Source organism: sulfur-oxidizing endosymbiont of Gigantopelta aegis (genome assembly GCF_016097415.1).
Taxonomy (GTDB): domain Bacteria; phylum Pseudomonadota; class Gammaproteobacteria; order GRL18; family GRL18; genus GRL18.
The window spans coordinates 2,838,907-2,858,808 of sequence record NZ_JAEHGE010000001.1; the positions used below are offsets into that span (position 1 = coordinate 2,838,907).

A 19,902-nucleotide genomic window follows, 5' to 3' on the forward strand; every position below is an offset into this window, starting at 1 on the left:
AACTAAAGAATTTATTAGATAAAGGATGAAACTATCACGTTAATTTAAACGTTAATTTAAACGTTAATTTGTAAGCTAAACTTACATGCTAACTCATAGCATCAAACAAGGCGTGTATTTTACCTGCTCAACTTGTTTAAAACAAGCAAGCATAGGCTTTTAATGACAATAATTATCAGCTTTATAAAAATAGCAGTCTTTTGGGCTTAAGTTGCATTTCATTATTATCATTTTTGACGGGAATTGCTAGGGCAATCAGGATGTTATTATAATAAAGTCGATAGTCACTTGAATGCTTTGTTAAGTCACTATCAGGCTGAAAATCAATATTAATCCCATGTTGAATTTTATCAAACTCTGCTGCATTAATTTCAATACTGGGAAAATTTTGTATGGCAGTATCAGTGGGCAATAAGAGTTGATCCATTGCCGTATAATCCTGCTCTTCAGGTATAGTTTCCAGCCCTTCTTCAGGTTTAAAACGTGTCAATAAGTCATCTAGAGTAATGGCCTGAGATAAGAGAAAAGGGCCGGAGTCTATGCGTCTTAAAGCACCAATATGCGCACCGCAACCTATTTTAGTGCCTATATCTTCACATAGGGTACGAATATAAGTCCCTTTAGAGCAACGAACTTCTATTTCAATAAAAGGCTTATCACTGTCTTTTGTTAAATCGTAGCTGAGTAACTTGATGCTAAATAGAGTGATGGGGCGTGATTTTCGTTCGATAACGATACCCTTGCGAGCATATTCATAGAGAGGTCGGCCATTGTGTTTCAAGGCCGAAAACATGGGTGGTGTTTGCTCTTGAGGGCCTTCAAAATCAGCTAGTATAGCCAATAAGTCACTTTCTAATAATTCTGGTACCGGTGTTTCACCAATAATATCACCATCAGAGTCACCGCTAGTCGTCACTTGGCCTAGAATGCATTTAGCACGATAGCTTTTATTAGAGTCGAGAAGATAGTGAGAAACTTTGGTGGCTTCCCCTAGGCAAATGGGCAAAACACCCGTTGCTAAAGGATCAAGACTACCGGTATGACCTGCTTTTTGAGCAAAAAACAGTCGTTTAACTTGTTGTAGGGCTTTATTAGATGACATTCCAGTGGGTTTATCTAATACTAGAATACCATTAACGAGACGGCCTTTTTTTCTTCGTGCCATTAATTGACTACTTTATCAGCTCGTTTTATCAGACTTATCATGATCGCTACGATCTTCATCTGTAGCAATGGCATTATCAATGAGTTGAGTTAATTGTGCACCATGTAAAACTGACTCATCATAGCGAAACTCTAAGCGAGGAACAATGCGTAATTTAATGCGCTGACCTAGTTCATAACGTAAAAAACCCGACGCTTTAACCAAAGCTTCTTTTACTTTAGCCTTATCTTCAGTGCGTTTCTCTTCGCTGCTCTTACTCTCATCATTATCAGTACTAATAATAGTGTAAAAGATTTTTGCAAATCCTAGATCTCGGGTCACATCGACCGCTGTTATAGAAACAAATGACAAACGAGGATCTTTAACATCCCGGGTTAGCATCGTTGCTAGTTCACGTTGAATAAGTTCACCCACGCGGCGACTACGATTAAAATCAGCCATTCCTAATCCCTATTTCTTAGAGCAATCTATTCTTTAAGAGCACTTTTTTATGAGCTATTTTTTAAGAACTACTCTTTAAGAGCTACTCTTTATAAACTAAAGTGTCCGCTTAACTTGGACTCGTTCATAGACTTCAATCTGATCGCCGGGTTTGACATCGTTATAGTTTTTCACGCCGATACCACATTCCAGTCCCGATTTAACTTCCTGAACATCATCTTTGAAACGTCTTAGTGATTCTAGCTCGCCTTCATAAATGACCACATTTTCACGTAGTACACGGATTGGGCTGCTACGCTTAAGCGTTCCATCAATGACCATACAACCCGCAATAGCACCGAGTTTAGGTGAACGGAAGACATCACGCACTTCTGCAAGTCCCATGATAACGTCTTTAAATTCAGGCGCTAACATACCGGTCATGGCAGTGGTGATTTCATCAATGATGTCATAAATAACACTATAATAATGTAAATCAACCGCTTCATTTTCGATGATACGCTTAGCAGAAGCATCTGCTCGAACATTAAAGCCTATAACTATCGCATTAGAAGCAACTGCAAGTTGCGCATCAGACTCATTAATTCCACCCACACCATCAGAAACGATAACGACTTTAATTTCATCCGTAGAGAGTTTTTTCAGCGCATCAGAAATTGCTTCAACGGAACCTTGAACATCGGCTTTTAGAACGATATTGAGGTTTTGTACATGGCCATTTTCCATTTTACTAAACATATTTTCAAGCTTAGCCGCTTGTTGACGAGCCAGTTTAACATCACGGTATTTACCCTGACGGAATAAAGCAACTTCACGCGCCTTACGCTCGTTTTTAACGACTAGCACTTCAGAACCTGCAGTCGGTGTACCGGAAAGACCCAATATTTCAACAGGAATTGAAGGCCCTGCTGACTTAATGATTTTGCCATTTTCATCCATCATGGCACGAATACGGCCATAATCCTGACCAGCGATAACCATATCACCCTTACTCAATAAACCACCTTGAATAAGAACGGTAGCCACTGTACCACGGCCTTTATCTAAACGAGACTCAATGACAACACCTTTGGCAGGGCCATTAGGTATCGCTTCGAGTTCCATCATTTCAGCCGTCACAGATATTGCGTCTAACAAGTCATCAATACCCTGCCCTGTTTTTGCAGAAACGGGCATAAACATCACATCACCACCCCAATCTTCCGGGATAACATCCAGTGCTGATAATTCATTTTTAACCCGTTCAGGATCGGAGTCTTCTTTATCAATTTTATTCACTGCGACAATAATAGGCACATTAGCCGCTTTAGCATGTTGAACCGCTTCTTTTGTCTGTGGCATCACACCATCATCAGCGGCAACCACAACAATAACGATATCGGTTGCATTGGCACCACGTGAACGCATTGAGGTGAAGGCAGCGTGTCCTGGTGTATCCAAAAAGGTAATCATTCCCTTACCTGTCTCAACGTGATATGCACCAATGTGCTGAGTAATACCACCCGCCTCACCATCGGCCACTTTTGCTTCACGAATATAATCAAGCAAGGAAGTCTTACCATGGTCAACGTGACCCATAATAGTCACCACAGGGGCACGAGGTGCTTTTTCACCATCAAGATGTTCTTCCATCAGGTTTTCTTCAATTTCTTCCTCTTTCATTAGAACGGGCTTATGACCCATTTCTTCAATAAGGATAGAAGCTGTTTCTTGATCAAGCATTTGGTTAATCGTCACCATACTGCCCATATTCATCATTATCTTGATGATTTCACCGGCTTTAACCGACATTTTTTGTGCTAAATCGCCCACTTTAATAGTTTCGGGGATCGCAACATCGATAACCTTAACTTCTGTTGGCATTTCAAAAACATGGCGCGTCTCGATATCTGGATCGTTAAAACGTTTCTTTTTACCACGATTATTTCCAAAGCGACCGCCTTTGCGTGACTTATTACCGGCAGCACCCGTATTAGAGCCTTTTTTAGGTGCATCTTTCGAAGTAAATTTCTTAGGCTTATCGGGATGGCGTTTTTTAGCTGCCGCAATTTTTTCATCAGGACTGGGTGCTCTAGGCGCTTCTTTAAGAATCGGCTTAGTTTGTTTGCGTGCCAATTGCTCTATTTCACGTGTCTCTTTGATCTTGTCTTGCTTTTGCTGTTGAGTCTTTTCCTGCGCCGCTATTTCCGCAACACGTTTTTTAGCCTCTTCTTCTTTCGCTAACTCATCTGCTTTCTTCGATTCTAAAGCAGATTCATGTTTGACCTTATCATCAAGGTCTTGTTGTGCTTTTGTTTCTTGTGCAACACGACGCGCCTCAAGTAATTCAGCATCCGCAGTATTTGGCGTTTCATCTAAAGAACTACGCTTAACATAAGTACGCTTTTTTCTAATTTCGACTTTAACTCTGCTACTCGACTTGCTAGCACCTGAGCCCGATGCAGAAGTCAATTCACTGGTTGTCTTACGCTTTAAAGTGATTTTATTCGGTGATGCCTTACTGACAGAACCGTGTTTGTCACGTAAATAATTTAATAATTCCTGCTTTTGCTCATCACTGATCAGCGACTCGGAATTCTCAACTTTAATTCCAGCACTGTGCATCTGTTCTATTAGACGTTCAACGGGCGTGCCGACTGTTTCGGCAAATTGTGCAACTTTTGTTTCTGACATTGTATAAATCTCCTCGCCCTAAATTACTGCTTATCTTCAGCGTCTGATGTTACGTTTGTTTCATTAGCGTCTGATGTGTTTTCTGTAGTCGTAGTATCATCGGCATCTTCAGCAAACCATGGCGCTCTTGCTGTCATAATAAGATCAGCTGCCACTTTTTCATCCATTGCCTGAACCTCTAATAGTTCATCAATTGATTGTTCGGCCAGATCTTCCATCGTAATGATACCTCTTGAAGCCAATTGATGTGCTAATTGCTCCGTCATACCATCCATAGTCAATAAATCTTCAGCGGGTTCTGTATCACCCAGCTGCTCTTCATCTGAAATTGCCTTAGTCAACAGAACATCCTTTGCCCGTTCACGCAATGCCATCACAGTGTCTTCATCTAAGTTATCTATATCCAGCATTTCCTGTAAAGGAACATAGGCCACTTCTTCAAGGGAAGTAAAACCTTCATTGAGCAGGATAATGGCTAAATCTTCATTAACATTCAGATCTTCCATTAACTGATTGAGAATGTTCTGGGTTTCTTCTTCATTTTTGTTTTCAGCATCTTCAACGGTCATGACATTTAATGTCCATCCCGTCAGTTGAGAGGCTAGCTTGATATTCTGTCCATTACGACCAATTGCCTGAGACAATTGCGACTCATCAACTGCAATATCCATAGAATTACTTTCTTCATCAACGACAATGGATTTCACTTCTGCCGGAGACATCGCATTAATAACAAATTGCGCTTCATTTTCATCCCAGAGAATAATATCAACGCGTTCACCTGCCAATTCATTTGAAACCACTTGCACACGTGAACCACGCATACCCACACAAGCACCCACTGGGTCAATACGGTCATCATGCGCTTCTACGGCAATTTTTGCGCGTAAACCCGGATCACGCGCAGCATTATGAATTTGAATTAAATCTTCACCTATTTCCGGCACTTCAATTTTAAATAACTCAACTAAATATTCTGGAGAAATACGGCTCAGGCTTAATTGCGGCCCTCTGGACTGGTTAGTCGCTTCATATAAATAGCCACGAATTCTATCACCATTTCGGACGGGTTCACGTGGAATCATATCTTCACGCTTAATGATGGCATCAATATTATTACCAATATCGACAATGACATTGCCACGTTCGATGCGTTTTACGACACCCGAAATGAGTTCGCCAATACGTTCCTGGTATTCGTCAGCTACTTTTTTGCGTTCTGCTTCACGTACTTTCTGCACGATAACCTGTTTTGCGGTTTGCGCGGCAATGCGGCCAAATTCAACTGAGTCCATCGGTTCTTCAATAAAGTCACCAAAGGCAATACCCGGATTATCATCAATTACACGAGTATATAAAACCTGACGGTCATAATATTCAAAAGGCTCTGTTTCATCATCCAGAACCTGCCAGCGTCGAAATGTTTCATAGTCGCCCGTTTCACGATCAATCGCGACACGCACCTCGATTTCTTTACCACTTTTTTTCTTAGTAGCAGAGGCTAATGCCGTTTCAAGCGCATCAAAAATGATTTCTTTTTCAATGCCACGCTCGTGAGAAACAGCATCTACGACTAGAAGGATTTCTTTGCTCATATTTTCACCTTAACAATTTCCAGTATTGTCAGTAATAGTATTAAAATTTTGCCACAATATTTGCTTTGTCTATATCAGAAAAAGGCACAGATAAATTATCACCATCAATTTCAAAGATGATATTGTTATTCTCTATAGCAATTATCTTACCTGTAAACTTGCGTTGACCATTCTCAAGTTGTGGACGAATGGTCTTAAACTTAACATCTTCGCCAATAAATCGTTCATATTGTGCCAATTTAAAGAGTGGTCTATTGAGTCCAGGAGAAGATATTTCCAAAGCATACTCAGTAGTAATTGGATCTTCTACATCTAGCACGGCACTCAATTGACGACTGACTTCAGCACAATCATCAACCCCCACTCCGTCTTCTGCATCGATAAAAACACGTAAAGTTGAATGGCGTCCCTGAGACATAAATTCCAAGCCCACAAACTCATAGTCCATAGAGCTGACAATAGGTTCCAGCAGTTCTTCTAATTGTTGTGTTTTAATGGCCATTTTATAGCTATCTCAGATATTTTTCTTGCACAAATAAAAAATGGGCCAAAGGCCCACTTAAAAAATCACTGTCTGTTATAAAAGCAAACAAAACAGCTTAGGAGAATCTATTCTTCCCCTAATAATACGTTAAACAATCTATGTCGTTAAAGTATCAAGTTAAGCACTAAGCCTAATAATAAGCTCTTGAAAACAAGCACCTTATAACAACAGTAAATTATTTGGCTAGATTATAGGGATATATTCACTTCATGGCAAGTAGTTTTTATTAAAATCAAAGTGATTATAATATAACTTGCAGGCCCATTAAAACAGGCATTAGCGAGAATTTATTGATCACTATTTTGAAAAGCCAATAATAGATCTTTTGGCGTAATGATTCCGACCAATTTATAATGCTCATTTATCACTGGCAAATGATGTATCTGATGAGAATAAAATAGCTCAAAAAGATCCAGAATATGCTGTTTTTCATTAATAGTAATCGCAGGCTTAGTCATTAAATGCCCTGCAAATTCAGGTTTTTCTGTTTTAGAACCATCAGTTTTTAAAATAAATTCAGATAGTTGACTTATAATACTCGATTTGAAATTAACTTTGATCTGATTAAGAAAGTCATCCATACTAATAACGCCTAATACATGGCCTACTCGATCAATGACCGGAAATGCATGTACTCGATATTCAACTAATAACTCCCAGACCTGTTCAATATCCGTATCATAATCAACACTGATCACATTAGAGGTCATTATATCCCGACATAGAATTTCGCCCATTTTCTTTTTATGCGTATGCATAAGCGATAAATTGAATATTTTATTCAATTCATCTTCTGATACATCAATAAACACATCCATTTCTTTTAAGGCATTATGTAAATCATTGCGATGTAATAGATTGGGTCGATTCAAAGCATCTTCCTGAGTGTTATCACTGTGTTTTTTGCTTTTACCTAAGTCCTTAATACCATTGGGATAACAACGATTGGGCAATAAATTATTAATGATCAAAGCCCAAATAAGCATGACAATAATATTAATAGTAATCGGTGTCAGCATATACCAATACCCCAAATCTGCGATAGCACTGCCACCCACAACGGCTGTTAAGGCGGTTGCGCCACCCGGCGGATGTAAAGAACGTGTTAAATACATAACAAAAATGGCGAGAGAAACAGCTAATGACGCGGCTATTAAAGGATCTGAAATGAGCTTTGCAATGGAAATACCTATAAATGCCGATAGCAAATGACCGGCGATAAAGGGCCATGGCTGTGACAGAGGCCCTTTAGGGACGGCAAAAAGTAACACCGCCGAAGCCCCCATGGAGGCCACTATCCAGGGCAAGGCATAAGCATCTAAAAATTGTTGGCTAACCAACATAATAAGACCAATACTAACCAATGCGGCCAATGCTGAGATAACTTTTTCATTGACAGAAACGGTTGTCTTAGCGGGACCAAATAATGCTAAAATTTGTTTAAGATTCATATTTAAATAATATTGTTAATAAAATTGTTAATTCAGAGAGAAAAAATACGATAAAGTGCTATAGTCAAATAACACAACACTCTGCAATGCTCTGAGTTTTATCAATTAGAGTGTTCGTTTAATATAGTGTGCGTTTTAAAATAGTATGCTTTTTAATATAGATTGATCTAACGAATAGTGAAAATAATGACAGAAATTGATCTCATCATAAATCAGTTTATTCTTGAGCAAGGTAAATTATACACTTTACCTGAAATCTATCATCAAATAGATAAAAAAATACAGTCCAAAACAGCATCCATTAATGAAATTGAAAATATCATTAGTACGGATGCAATTTTAACAGCCAAAGTTTTAAAAATGGCCAATAGTTCTATCTATGCCTTTAGGGCTGAAATTAGCACATTAAATCGTGCCCTTACATTGATAGGCATCAATGAAATAAAAACATTATTCTTGTTGAGTCAATGTCTGGTAATTTTAGCAATGCCTCACAATGCCCCAGCATTAAGTTTGAATCCTTTTGGCTACGCAGCATTTATTTAGCATTAATCGCTAAGCGCCTTGCGCTAAAAATCAAACTGTCAAACCCGGATAAACTCTTTGTTGCAGCAATTATGAGTAGGCTGGGGCAGCTAATTTGTTGTTCCACCATGCCTGCAAAAGTCACTCAAATTCTTGACTCACATATAAAAACACCGAATGAGGCTGAACTTGACATCGAAACAAGAGTTTTAGGTTTTACCTACAACCAACTCAGTGCAAAAATATTATCCCATTGGAAGCTTCCCGAAGAAATCATTCTCAGCCTCCAACATTTACATGAACCACACATTGTAGCCGATCCGACATTGCAAATGGAAAATGCCATTTTAAATGTAGCGACTATTGTTAGTGGATTACTTGAAATTGATGATTTAAGTTCAGGGATTGAAGATAACAATGAACAAGCAAAGCTTTATCTAGCTCAAATACATCCTGAGATACAAGCGAACCTCGATCTCACTACCGAAAACATGGATACTCTTTTATTTGAAATAGAATTGGATGCACTGGAAATTTTGGGAATTATTTTTCCCAATACATCTCTTATATTTTAGAGAAACTATTTACTACTTAATGTGGCTATACTTAACCGGACACACAACTTAAAATAACTAAAAGATAAAAAGTGTGACCTAAAATGAATGATCAAACAAAAAACCGAATAAAAGCTATACATCAGAATTTAAAGAATCAGCTGTCAAATTAGCTAATGAGACGGATCAACCCGTTTCTCAGACTGCCAGGGAGCTAGGTGTTAATGTAAATACTCTACATACCTGGATCAGTAAATATTCCAAACCGGTGAAGACGGTAGCCAATAGAAGTGATGAACACATTTATGATGAAGTAAAACGTCTGAAAAAGAATTGGCAAAAGTGATTCAGGAGCGTGATTTATTAAAAAGGCCACAGCGTACTTTGCAAGGGAAACTTTGTGAAGTACGCATGGATAACTGATCAGGCTAAAGATTACCCGGTAACGATTCTGTGCCGTTTTATGGATGTTTCCGTAGTTGCTATTATGATTGGGTTAGCTCTCCTAAAACGGATAGAGAGAAAGAAAATGAAGTGATGTGTCAACACTTTTCCGGACAGTTTTCTAAATATTTTTTGGCTGTTTCAAGTGATTTTTGTCATTTTGTATTTCCTATCATTTTAGTTTCTCATGTTAACTTTAAATAGATGAAGAGAAAGGGCTTTGCCCTCTGGAACGATAGAGCCGTTCCATTCACCCAAGGTATTTTCACAACGGTAATGATCCTGTTACAATATCTTCACGGCACAGGCTGAGGAGCCGATGGCCGTCAACGGTAATGGGCGGCATTTATGTCGCCTTTTACCCTCTTCAATCAATCGATTTAAGCTATTTCCTGCTGTATTTCATAATCGATTGGTGACAAATAATCATTAGCCGAATGAAGTCGCTCCCGATTATAAAATACCTCAATATATTCAAATATTGCCTGCTTTGCTTCTACTCTGGTTTTGAATCGACAATGGTGCGTCAATTCAGTTTTCAAACTATGAAAGAAGCTCTGATACAGCATTGTCCCAGCAATTTCCTTTGCGGCTCATAGACTGAATTATGTTATGATCCGACAATATTTTTCTATGACTATCAGAGGCATATTGGCTACCTCGGTCAGTATGCCAAAGCAATCCATCCATTGGTTTACGCTTCCATATGGCCATCAGTAAGCATCATTGACTAGCGGCTTTCATTCGCTCATCCATCGACCAGCCAACAATTTGCCTAGAGAATAAGTCAATGACAACCGCTAAATATAACCAGCCTTCCTTGGTGGCAATATAGGTAATATCACCCACATAGTAGCGATCAGGTTGAGAGACAGTAAACTCTCTTCCAGTAAATTTGGAGATATACGCTTATTATGCTTGGAATTAGTCGTCGCTTTAAAGCGTCTCTTCGTTTACAAAACAAACCGGCTTTTTCATTAATCGACCAATTCTCCGGCGGCTTATATGAACGCCTTTTTCAGCCAGTTTTCTTTTAAGACGACGGGTTCCATAAGTCTTGCGACTGTCTTCAAACAGTTTTTTAGCTGCTCAGTAAGCGCTTCATTTTCTTTCTCTATCCGTTTTAGGAGAGCTAACCCAATCATAATAGCAACTACGGAAACATCCATAAAACGGCACAGAATCGTTACCGGGTAATCTTTAGCCTGATCAGTTATCCATGCGTACTTCACAAAGTTTCCCTTGCAAAGTACGCTGTGGCCTTTTTAATAAATCACGCTCCTGAATCACTTTTGCCAATTCTTTTTCAGACGTTTTACTTCATCATAAATGTGTTCATCACTTCTATTGGCTACCGTCTTCACCGGTTTGGAATATTTACTGATCCAGGTATGTAGAGTATTTACATTAACACCTAGCTCCCTGGCAGTCTGAGAAACGGATTGATCCGTCTCATTAGCTAATTTGACAGCTGATTCTTTAAATTCTGATGTATAGCTTTTATTCGGTTTTTGTTTGATCATTCATTTTAGGTCACACTTTTTATCTTTTAGTTATTTTAAGTTGTGTGTCCGGTTAAGTATAGCCACATTAAAGCGCTTACTGAGCAGCTAAAAAACTGTTTGAAGACAGTCGCAAGACTTATGGAACCCGTCGTCTTAAAAGAAAACTGGCTGAAAAAGGCGTTCATATAAGCCGCCGGAGAATTGGTCGATTAATGAAAAAAGCCGGTTTGTTTTGTAAAACGAAGAGACGCTTTAAAGCGACGACTAATTCCAAGCATAATAAGCGTATATCTCCAAATTTACTGGAAAGAGAGTTTACTGTCTCTCAACCTGATCGCTACTATGTGGGTGATATTACCTATATTGCCACCAAGGAAGGCTGGTTATATTTAGCGGTTGTCATTGACTTATTCTCTAGGCAAATTGTTGGCTGGTCGATGGATGAGCGAATGAAAGCCAAGCTAGTCAATGATGCTTTACTGATGGCCATATGGAAGCGTAAACCAATGGATGGATTGCTTTGGCATACTGACCGAGGTAGCCAATATGCCTCTGATAGTCATAGAAAAATATTGTCGGATCATAACATAATTCAGTCTATGAGCCGCAAAGGAAATTGCTGGGACAATGCTGTATCAGAGAGCTTCTTTCATAGTTTGAAAACTGAATTGACGCACCATTGTCGATTCAAAACCAGAGTAGAAGCAAAGCAGGCAATATTTGAATATATTGAGGTATTTTATAATCGGGAGCGACTTCATTCGGCTAATGATTATTTGTCACCAGTCGATTATGAAATACAGCAGGAAATAGCTTAAATCGATTGATTGAAGAGGGGTAAAGGCGACATAAATGCCGCCCATTACCGTTGACGGCCATCGGCTCCTCAGCCTGTGCCGTGAAGATATTGTAACAGGATCATTACCGTTGTGAAAATACCTTGGGTGAATGGAACGGCTCTATCGTTCCAGAGGGCAAAGCCCTTTCTCTTCATCTGTTTAAAGTTAACATGAGAAACTAAAATGATAGGAAATACAAAATGACAAAAATCACTTGAAACAGCCAAAAAATATTTAGAAAACTGTCCGGAAAAGTGTTGACACATCAATGGGATTGGTTTCAGTGGCACCAAAACCCAATACCAGCAAGCCTTGCAAAGTAAATAACCTCTATCCATATTTGCTCAAAGGAATTGATATTAATAGGAATAACCAGGTTTGGTGCACAGATATCACGTATTTACGGATGCCACATGGATTTGTCTACCTAAGTGCTGTTATGGACTGGAGTAGCCGTTTTGTGCTGTCCTGGGAAGTGTCAACCAGCATGGAAGAAAGCTTTTGTATCAGTAGTCTGGAAACAGCACTGCGACGATATGGAAAGCCAGAAATCTTCAATACGGATCAAGGTGCTCAATATACTAGCAGAGCATTTACAGGTGTTCTAAAGGCCAATGATATAAAAATCAGCATGGACGGCAAAGGCAGAGCAATGGATAACATTATGATTGAACGACTCTGGCGAAGTGTAAAATATGAGGAAATTTACCTCAAGGATTACCAAAGTATTGATGAGCTAAAGAGCTCATTAAAGGAATATTTTGAGTTTTACAACCATGAACGACCACACAGTACACACGGTGGAAAAACGCCTGCAGAGATCTATGGCGTGATGAAAGAAGTTGTTCCAGACTTAAAACGGGCAGCATGATGAGAGGATAATCAACTTTACTGGCAACCGCCTTGTCCACATATCCACAGGCCAAGCCAGTAGCCCTGAGATATATCGCAAGCGTCTCTGGACTACTGGCAGACCTGTGGATATGTGGATAAGACTAATACTATAAATAACCAACAGAATTATATCTTAATATTTGAGAAAGCTGTCTTGACAATGGGGTCCACTGTAGTTTTCTATACCAATGAATTAAAAAATACCTACTATTCTTTCTCAATAAAACCCGAAATATCAACCGTTAAAATAGCGTTCAAGCCAAAAACAGAAGAGCCCTCATTGGTTTCCTATAATCCGGGCATGCTTGACTCTGAGCCTAATATTTCAAAATCCTATAAATTTAAACCATTAAACAAAGCAATACAAAATGATAATCCGGCCTGGTTAGGAAAAAAGTGGCCTGGAGATAAAACCAATTGGTCTAATGATTTCCCCTTTTACATCAATGTATTTATTCAGGATGCCAACCAAAAACAATCATCCTCTGAAAATAGAGATGCCGTTTTTTCCATAAAAACCAATCTAACACCCTTTATTACACAAAATATTACAGCAATAAAGTTATCTTTACTGGAAAGAAATAAAAGCCAACTTGATCAATTTATTGCATTCCATCAACAAGCAATGGATGCTAAAACTGAGGGGGATGATAAATTTTATTTAAGTGTTAATAAGGCCTTTAAATTATCCAAAGACCGTCAAGCCAATAAACATAGCAGTCATTTGCATGGGGAGTTGACGCTCTATTTACCAAAAACATTTAAAAGTCATTTAGAGCCTTATACATCCTTGGGACAAACAATTGATCTAGGGGAACTCAGTATAAAAAGCATTCGCCTTGATGGCAAACAGATTACCTTTGAGATCAGAGGTGAATTGCAAAAACTGGTGCAATTAAAACTGTATAATAAGGCTGATGAATTAATATCTGAGGTGTTTGAGTTACAGCATATTGAGAACAACAAAGCACATCTAAGCCTCGCTTATCAGGGCAATATTGATAAATTTAAAGTCGTTATGGCGCAAAGTCTGGCCGAAAAGAAATATCCCTTTTCTTTTTCGGACCAGTAATAACACACTTTTTAATATCGAATGGCTATTTACATTGCCCTTATTTACGTTGCCATTGCCCCGATGCATTCTGATACATCCAGCCTGATGCGATCTTATTTATCCAGGTTTTGCTAAAAGTTTTCTGAATATCAGCTTGCCATTCTGGGTGTCCATTAGCCGTCGCTATTTCCGTATACAATGCCATTCTATCGCTATTCTCAGACTTCACTAATTTTTTTACCGTCGATTTTTGTTTAATGGATAAACCTTTTTGACTGACGATGGCAATTAAGCCATTATTCGTAAATCCTACGGCACCAGAATTGTAATAAGCACTCAGTTTTGATTGTCGCTTGCCCATACTTTTGCGAATAGAATTGATTTTCGGCGTATTAATAGAAATGTTTGCCTGTCCTGCAGCAGATGCCGTAGGAACAAAGAAATCAACAATAGCAACTAAGGCTCTGGTAGAAAAAGGACGTGCTTGATTAGCGGGATTAAAATTAAGTAAACCTTGACTATTATTAACATCAGTTTCAGAATTTTTCTTCTGCCCATCTACAGGTCTTACGGATTTTAAAACATCATCAACAATCAACTCAGCCGCTTTTTCTGCGGCCGCCGCAGGAAAATAGATGTTTATCGTGACACAGGATACTGCGGTCAGGCTAAAGAATAATAGGGCAAATAAGTGATTAAGAGGATAGCTTCGTAAAGTATTTGTTGCTGTTTTCATAGTTTCACCAATACGGGTCATGTTAATGTCTAATGTTTAATGTTTTCGATAGTATTGCATAGTTTTACTGAATCAAAACTGAATTAGTGCTTTGATTCTCAATGAGCAGTCATCAATTACTCAATAGTGGCCTCATTGGCAAGTTGAATAGCTTTTAGGCGTGATGTTAGAGTTGACCAACTGACCTGCCGTTGAAAGCCCATAACGTCAATTCTGGGAATGCCACCACCTTTAACAATATAGTAGCTATTTCCCTTTGCTTCAACTCCGGACATCTGACAAACATTGTTTTTTAGTTTACAACTTAAACCGATCTTGTCATAGCGAAAGGATTCAAAAAAGCTTAAAAAGGTGCGTGACAATAAACCTGAAGCACCACCCAAACTAGAGATATTATCAATGGCTGTCTGACTTATACGATGCCGACTATCATCATTTTCAGGTGTTTTGAGGCTCGCATCAAAAGCAACGGGTTCCCAGGCACTGAGCTCAAGATCATGTAAATAACCACCAATACGCCCTTCTATTTGTCCAAAATTATAGGTTTTTGTCAATGATTCTAGGCTCAGGTTTATTAAATCGATATTGGCAAACAATTGTGCATAATCTTGTAAGGGTTCATCAATTCGCAAATCTTTTATAATGACAACTCCATCAAAGACTTTAAGCATTAATGCGCCACCTACCGTTAAATATTGTTCATTATAGGTGGTTGATGGAATCACTGCAGATAAACTTCCAGCTAATAAGGGCCAGTCATAATGTTCCGACAATAATGCTAATGACACGGGTTTGATCATCCCATCAACGGTTAAAGTCATCCCTTTGCTATGAGCTTCCTTATTTTTTTTAGATATGGCTTTATTAGATATGTTTTTTTGAGCAGTCCCTCGATTCTGGTGGGCTAATGAGGGATGAATATGGTCAATTTCAAGACTATTGATATGTAAGGCACCATCAAAAATAGGAATGTCTGTCCCTTTTAATAAGCTTAGATAGTCATTATGAAATACAAAATCAAATTTTGCTGCACCTAATGGTAATCCATTGAGTAATAGTTCCTGCCATGATAGATAACTATTCACCGCAGCCTTTGAGGATTTATTATTCCAGTTTAGCTTACCGTTGAGTGCAACCATTGCCAAGTTTTCATTTAATTCAACTGAAAAATCCCTAAATTTTGTATTCGCTGTTATTTTATTTTTATTGATCCTGAAGTGAGCAGTCAGTGCTCCTTCAACTTTAATTTCTTCATAGTCAGTACCTGATAAAATATTATTGAGATAATATTGATTAAAGCCAGCGAGATTGATAATCTCTAAAGAACTATCCAATTGTTTGAATTGCAGCGGTTTCTTATAATCTAACCAGCCTTTAGCATTAAGCTCGATAATCCCTTTTGAGCCTAAACTTAATTGTGCAACATGAATTCGCTGATTATTATAAATCGTAAATCGACTACGCAGTTTTTCTTTACCTGTTAAAGAAACATAGGTGTCACTTTGTAAGATCTCACCCGATAATGCATTAACAGACAAGCTCACATCATAGTCAGCCTTTGATGTTTTTTTCTTATTTTGTTTTAAATTGATAGCACTGGAAAAATTCAGGGCTAAATTTTCTGCCATATCATCACCATATTGATAATGTAGCTCCGATATTTTTCCTTTAATTTTAAGCACATTTAAAACACTTTCTGAAGATGTGTTATTAAAATATCCATTAGCCTGGCCGGAAAAGCTTACAATAGCACCTGCCTCTGCTAATTTTTCCGCCATTTCAGATAATTCATATTGTTTTAAATAATCCTGAATCAATGTTTTGAAATATTTATAATCCAGATCGATAGCCTTAAATGACGTAGACCACTTATCATTAGTGAGTTTAATTGCCAGTGATAATTCTGACTTAGATAAGTGTAAATTTTCCAGTGCGAATTCCAGACTATTCTTAGGCTTATCAAAATTGAAGGTAAAATCGGACTCTACTTCTGTCTGATTAATTAAACCTTTGAAGGCAATTTTCCCTTGCTGGCAGCTAATGAGCATTTCTGACAGCACTAGATCTGGGCATGAAATCGTTAATTGACTAACATTTTGATAGGGCGGAGGTAATTTTAACTGAGAAGAATTAATAATGAGTTTTAATGGTGACGATGACAGATCAATTGAAACCATTAATTCATCAAGTTTTAATTGTTGCAAAAATTCAATTTGCTGCTTATTTTGTGAGTCTGAAAGTAGTTGGGCTAGAGATACTTGCCCAATATTTAATTGTATGTTTTTAATCGAAAAACTACGCAGAGAAAATGATAATGCCGATAAAATGATGAGAGTTTGTAATACCCCAATAGCGCTTCGGCGGGAAAAAAAAGAACACTTTACCCTTTGCATGGATTTTAGCATTAAATAGCCACCAGAATTATCAGCATAAAGTTTTCATTATGCTGGAAAAACCCCCGTTGAAAGGTATCGATCACCTCGGTCACAAATGATAGCCACAATCGTTGCGTTTTCAATAGTGGCTGATAATTTTAAAGCAGCAGCGACAGCACCGCCAGAAGAGACCCCGGCAAAGATACCTTCTTCTGCCGCTAAACGTCTGACCGTCGTTTCTGCTTCATCCTGACTGACATCCAATAATTGATCAACTTCATCAGCAGAATAAATCTTAGGTAAATATTCTTCTGGCCAACGACGAATACCCGGTATTTTAGAACCTTCTTCTGGTTGCACACCGACAATTTGAATCATTTCATTTTTTTCTTTTAAAAAACGCGATGTGCCCATTATTGTACCCGTCGTTCCCATGGCACTGACAAAATGCGTAATTTCACCCTCAGTATCACGCCATATTTCAGGCCCCGTCCCTAAGTAATGGGCAATTGGATTATCAGCATTGGAAAACTGATCCAACACAATCCCCTCGCCCTTTGCTTCCATTTCTCTGGAGAGATCAATCGCGGCTTCCATGCTGCCTTCAGCAGGCGTTAGAATAATCTCTGCACCAAAAGCCTTCATGCTACCGCGACGTTCTTCACTCATGTTGTCAGGCATAATGAGGATCATTCTATAGCCCTTGATTGCCGCCGCCATCGCCAGCGCAATTCCGGTATTACCACTGGTCGCTTCAATCAGCGTATCACCCGGCTTAATATCACCTCGCTGTTCAGCACGTTTTATCATACTCAAAGCAGGACGATCTTTAACCGAACCTGCTGGATTATTGCCTTCAAGTTTGACCAAAATCTGGTTTGTCGTATTTCCGGGTAAACGCTGTAAGCGGACTAATGGGGTGTTGCCTACAAATTCTTCAATCGTGGGATAATTCATACTGTTCCAATATAGATAATGGTATCGTTTTTTTAATAAGATGCGGGTTATTTTAACGCTTTATGCTATATTCGTAAAATATAGCATACATTATAGGAAAGTTTATATGTCACAAAGTTTAGCCATACTTGATCAACAAAAAGCGCTAGAACGCGTTTCAGGTAATAAAAAATTAGCGGATGATTTATTAGCCATGTTGATAAAAGAACTGCCTGACTATAAACTGACCATCAAAGCTGAACTGCAAAAACAAGATAAAGAAGAACTGCGTAAGATAATCCACAAAATCCATGGTGGCCTGCGCTATTTGGGTGCTCCCGCATTGATGGATATCATCAGTCAAACAGATTATCAGTTATTTGACTTAAGTGACGACCAACTGAATAGTAATATTGAAACAATTTTCATGGAAATAGATCGCTTGCTTGAACTGGGGAAATATCCCGAGTAAATGGCTAACGACGGGCATTTACCTCAAGTAACTTAATCTTCCATTGCAATGAGTCAACATCAATTGTCTTGTCTTTTTTAGATTCAGACAAATTTTTGGCAAAAAGCTCTGGTTCTAATAAAATATGGCTGTCAATTTTTTTACTTTGCTGGGCAGCTAGGCGGGTATCAATTTTATGCTTTAATTGCAGTACCGACTGACAATTATTGGGGGTTGGACATTTGAATAATGATATTTGCAATATAATTGACTGTAGACGATAACGTGGCGAGTTATTTTTTATCTCTGCATTGAGTTTATAGAAGTTACCATAAGACCATTTGTGCTCAACCGTTGAAAGCTCAACCTGCTCCAAAGGAATTAGATGCTTTTTCTTTTCAACACGATTATCTTCTTGGAAATAGAAAAATACAGCGGTAATAACCATCACCAGTGCCAGTGCAATAACGACTTTACCAAAAGTGGGTTTCTTAATAGTGATATAGACCAATAGAAAAACAACAATTAAACTAACAACAGCACCAATAACAAATCCCATCCATCTACTCCATTATGCTCTCCCCATTATCATGGGAAGAGAAAATTATTAGTCACTCGACTGTTGCAAACGACGTTGCTGAACTGCTTTTGATAGTTGTTTCAATACGTTAAGACTATCTTCCCAATTGATACATGCATCGGTGATACTCTGACCATACTGAAGGTCTTCTTTATTATTGCAATTCTGACGCCCTTCAACTAAATGGCTTTCTATCATCGCACCAATAATACGCTTATCACCATCAGCAACTTGTTGACTGACGTTTTCAGCCACATCAATTTGTTTCTTAAATTGTTTCTGGCTATTGGCATGACTAAAGTCAATCATCAAATTGGGTACCAGAGAAGAGCTTTCCATGTCTTGTGCCACCGCTTCGACATGAGAGGCATCATAATTTGGCTCGGCACCACCACGTAAAATAATATGACAATCTTCATTACCTGAGGTGGAAAATATCGCCGATTTACCTTGTTTCGTGACCGATAAAAACACATGTGGCCGACTTGATGAAGAGATTGCATCAATGGCAACACGACTACCACCATCAGTGGCATTTTTAAATCCAACAGGACACGATAAACCTGAAGCCAATTCACGATGTACCTGACTTTCGGTTGTCCGGGCGCCAATGGCTCCCCAGCTGATTAAATCTGCCACATATTGTGGAGAAATCAGATCCAAAAATTCTGTTGCTGTGGGAATTCCCATGTTATTAACATTCACTAGAAATTCACGAGCAATTCCCAAACCCTTATTAATTTTAAATGAACCATCTAGATCAGGATCATTAATAAGACCTTTCCAACCGACAGTCGTTCGCGGTTTTTCAAAATAAACACGCATTACGATTAATAAATCGTCACTTAATTTTTCCCGGGTGGCTTTTAATAAGTGGGCATATTCAGTCGCTGCTTTAACATCATGAATAGAACATGGGCCGATAATAATAATTAGCCGATCATCTTCACCGCTTAGGATCTTATGAATTTCCTGACGCGCATTTGACACCGTTATTTTGGCATTTTCTGTACTTGGAAATTGCTCATGAATTTTTTCCGGAGCAATTACTTCATTTATACCAAGAATACGTAAATCGTCAGTTACAATAGTCATACCAAATTTCCAAATGGTTTATTAAAAATAATCTTAAGGCGTATT

Annotated in this window: 14 protein-coding genes and 5 pseudogenes; 7 read left to right on the forward strand and 12 right to left on the reverse strand. The window is 38.5% G+C overall.

Going from position 1 to position 19,902, the window contains the following annotated elements; all coding sequences use genetic code 11:
• Positions 1 to 181: 181 nt before the first annotated feature.
• The 6 genes from truB to JEU79_RS14355 all read right to left on the reverse strand — a co-directional run bounded on the left by truB (position 182) and on the right by JEU79_RS14355 (position 7,869).
• The gene (gene truB / locus JEU79_RS14330; protein WP_198264642.1) at positions 182 to 1,165 is read right to left on the reverse strand and encodes a tRNA pseudouridine(55) synthase TruB; all 984 of its coding nucleotides are present in this window, start codon (positions 1,163 to 1,165) and stop codon (positions 182 to 184) included.
• 15 nt (positions 1,166 to 1,180) lie between these two features.
• Positions 1,181 to 1,606, reverse strand: coding sequence for a 30S ribosome-binding factor RbfA (gene rbfA / locus JEU79_RS14335; RefSeq protein ID WP_198264643.1), 426 nt, complete (start codon positions 1,604 to 1,606; stop codon positions 1,181 to 1,183).
• A 96-nt stretch (positions 1,607 to 1,702) separates the two neighbouring features.
• The gene (infB, locus tag JEU79_RS14340) at positions 1,703 to 4,279 is read right to left on the reverse strand and encodes a translation initiation factor IF-2 (RefSeq protein ID WP_198264644.1); all 2,577 of its coding nucleotides are present in this window, start codon (positions 4,277 to 4,279) and stop codon (positions 1,703 to 1,705) included.
• Between the two features lie 23 nt (positions 4,280 to 4,302).
• Entirely contained in the window at positions 4,303 to 5,874 is a 1,572-nt protein-coding gene (nusA, locus tag JEU79_RS14345; protein ID WP_198264645.1) for a transcription termination factor NusA, read from the reverse strand.
• A 40-nt stretch (positions 5,875 to 5,914) separates the two neighbouring features.
• Positions 5,915 to 6,376: a ribosome maturation factor RimP gene (gene rimP, locus JEU79_RS14350; RefSeq protein WP_198264646.1), complete on the reverse strand. Its 462-nt coding sequence runs from the start codon at positions 6,374 to 6,376 to the stop codon at positions 5,915 to 5,917.
• Positions 6,377 to 6,705: 329 nt separating this feature from the next.
• On the reverse strand, positions 6,706 to 7,869 hold the full coding sequence (locus tag JEU79_RS14355; protein ID WP_198264647.1) for an HPP family protein: 1,164 nt from the start codon (positions 7,867 to 7,869) through the stop codon (positions 6,706 to 6,708).
• A 186-nt stretch (positions 7,870 to 8,055) separates the two neighbouring features.
• On the opposite strand from JEU79_RS14355, the pseudogene JEU79_RS14365 reads away from it, so the two are divergent.
• From JEU79_RS14365 to JEU79_RS14375, 3 genes and pseudogenes are all read left to right on the forward strand, one after another.
• Positions 8,056 to 8,969: pseudogene (locus JEU79_RS14365) on the forward strand (HDOD domain-containing protein).
• Between the two features lie 118 nt (positions 8,970 to 9,087).
• Positions 9,088 to 9,294: pseudogene (locus JEU79_RS28670) on the forward strand (transposase); the annotation flags it as partial.
• Positions 9,295 to 9,401: 107 nt separating this feature from the next.
• Positions 9,402 to 9,596 (forward strand): hypothetical protein, encoded by a 195-nt coding sequence (locus JEU79_RS14375; RefSeq protein WP_198264650.1) that lies wholly within the window; start codon positions 9,402 to 9,404, stop codon positions 9,594 to 9,596.
• A 176-nt stretch (positions 9,597 to 9,772) separates the two neighbouring features.
• Here JEU79_RS14375 and JEU79_RS28675 read toward each other — a convergent pair.
• A pseudogene (locus JEU79_RS28675) lies at positions 9,773 to 10,915 on the reverse strand (IS3 family transposase).
• A gap of 92 nt (positions 10,916 to 11,007) precedes the next feature.
• Here JEU79_RS28675 and JEU79_RS14405 point away from each other — a divergent pair.
• The 3 genes and pseudogenes from JEU79_RS14405 to JEU79_RS14415 all read left to right on the forward strand — a co-directional run.
• Positions 11,008 to 11,715, forward strand: a pseudogene (locus JEU79_RS14405) (IS3 family transposase); the annotation flags it as partial.
• 289 nt (positions 11,716 to 12,004) lie between these two features.
• Positions 12,005 to 12,607, forward strand: a pseudogene (locus JEU79_RS14410) (IS3 family transposase); the annotation flags it as partial.
• A gap of 183 nt (positions 12,608 to 12,790) precedes the next feature.
• On the forward strand, positions 12,791 to 13,702 hold the full coding sequence (locus JEU79_RS14415; protein ID WP_198264656.1) for a hypothetical protein: 912 nt from the start codon (positions 12,791 to 12,793) through the stop codon (positions 13,700 to 13,702).
• A 40-nt stretch (positions 13,703 to 13,742) separates the two neighbouring features.
• On the opposite strand, the gene JEU79_RS14420 is transcribed toward JEU79_RS14415, so the two are convergent.
• The 3 genes from JEU79_RS14420 to cysM form a co-directional block, all read right to left on the reverse strand.
• Entirely contained in the window at positions 13,743 to 14,420 is a 678-nt protein-coding gene (locus JEU79_RS14420) for a YdbL family probable chaperone protein (protein ID WP_198264657.1), read from the reverse strand.
• Positions 14,421 to 14,536: 116 nt separating this feature from the next.
• Positions 14,537 to 16,597 (reverse strand): hypothetical protein, encoded by a 2,061-nt coding sequence (locus tag JEU79_RS14425; RefSeq protein WP_214660577.1) that lies wholly within the window; start codon positions 16,595 to 16,597, stop codon positions 14,537 to 14,539.
• A gap of 264 nt (positions 16,598 to 16,861) precedes the next feature.
• Complete coding sequence (gene cysM / locus JEU79_RS14430; RefSeq protein WP_198264659.1) at positions 16,862 to 17,752, reverse strand: cysteine synthase CysM; 891 nt, start codon at positions 17,750 to 17,752, stop codon at positions 16,862 to 16,864.
• Positions 17,753 to 17,858: 106 nt separating this feature from the next.
• Here cysM and JEU79_RS14435 point away from each other — a divergent pair, with 106 nt between their 5' ends.
• The gene (locus tag JEU79_RS14435; RefSeq protein ID WP_198264660.1) at positions 17,859 to 18,203 is read left to right on the forward strand and encodes an Hpt domain-containing protein; all 345 of its coding nucleotides are present in this window, start codon (positions 17,859 to 17,861) and stop codon (positions 18,201 to 18,203) included.
• 4 nt (positions 18,204 to 18,207) lie between these two features.
• On the opposite strand, the gene JEU79_RS14440 is transcribed toward JEU79_RS14435, so the two are convergent.
• Positions 18,208 to 18,741, reverse strand: a complete 534-nt coding sequence (locus JEU79_RS14440; protein ID WP_198264661.1) for a hypothetical protein — start codon at positions 18,739 to 18,741, stop codon at positions 18,208 to 18,210.
• Between the two features lie 48 nt (positions 18,742 to 18,789).
• Entirely contained in the window at positions 18,790 to 19,857 is a 1,068-nt protein-coding gene (gene aroG / locus JEU79_RS14445) for a 3-deoxy-7-phosphoheptulonate synthase AroG (protein WP_198264662.1), read from the reverse strand.
• Positions 19,858 to 19,902 lie beyond the last annotated feature (45 nt).

Excerpts from the sequence above, each read along its gene's own strand:
- JEU79_RS14415 (WP_198264656.1), top strand. The coding sequence starts at position 12,791 with ATGGGGTCCACTGTAGTTTTCTATACCAATGAATTAAAAAATACCTAC.
- cysM (WP_198264659.1), bottom strand. The coding sequence starts at position 17,752 with ATGAATTATCCCACGATTGAAGAATTTGTAGGCAACACCCCATTAGTC.
- JEU79_RS14425 (WP_214660577.1), bottom strand. The coding sequence starts at position 16,597 with ATGGTTTCAATTGATCTGTCATCGTCACCATTAAAACTCATTATTAAT.
- JEU79_RS14355 (WP_198264647.1), bottom strand. The coding sequence starts at position 7,869 with ATGAATCTTAAACAAATTTTAGCATTATTTGGTCCCGCTAAGACAACC.
- aroG (WP_198264662.1), bottom strand. The coding sequence starts at position 19,857 with ATGACTATTGTAACTGACGATTTACGTATTCTTGGTATAAATGAAGTA.
- rbfA (WP_198264643.1), bottom strand. The coding sequence starts at position 1,606 with ATGGCTGATTTTAATCGTAGTCGCCGCGTGGGTGAACTTATTCAACGT.
- JEU79_RS14440 (WP_198264661.1), bottom strand. The coding sequence starts at position 18,741 with ATGGGATTTGTTATTGGTGCTGTTGTTAGTTTAATTGTTGTTTTTCTA.
- rimP (WP_198264646.1), bottom strand. The coding sequence starts at position 6,376 with ATGGCCATTAAAACACAACAATTAGAAGAACTGCTGGAACCTATTGTC.
- JEU79_RS14435 (WP_198264660.1), top strand. The coding sequence starts at position 17,859 with ATGTCACAAAGTTTAGCCATACTTGATCAACAAAAAGCGCTAGAACGC.
- infB (WP_198264644.1), bottom strand. The coding sequence starts at position 4,279 with ATGTCAGAAACAAAAGTTGCACAATTTGCCGAAACAGTCGGCACGCCC.
- truB (WP_198264642.1), bottom strand. The coding sequence starts at position 1,165 with ATGGCACGAAGAAAAAAAGGCCGTCTCGTTAATGGTATTCTAGTATTA.
- JEU79_RS14420 (WP_198264657.1), bottom strand. The coding sequence starts at position 14,420 with ATGAAAACAGCAACAAATACTTTACGAAGCTATCCTCTTAATCACTTA.
- nusA (WP_198264645.1), bottom strand. The coding sequence starts at position 5,874 with ATGAGCAAAGAAATCCTTCTAGTCGTAGATGCTGTTTCTCACGAGCGT.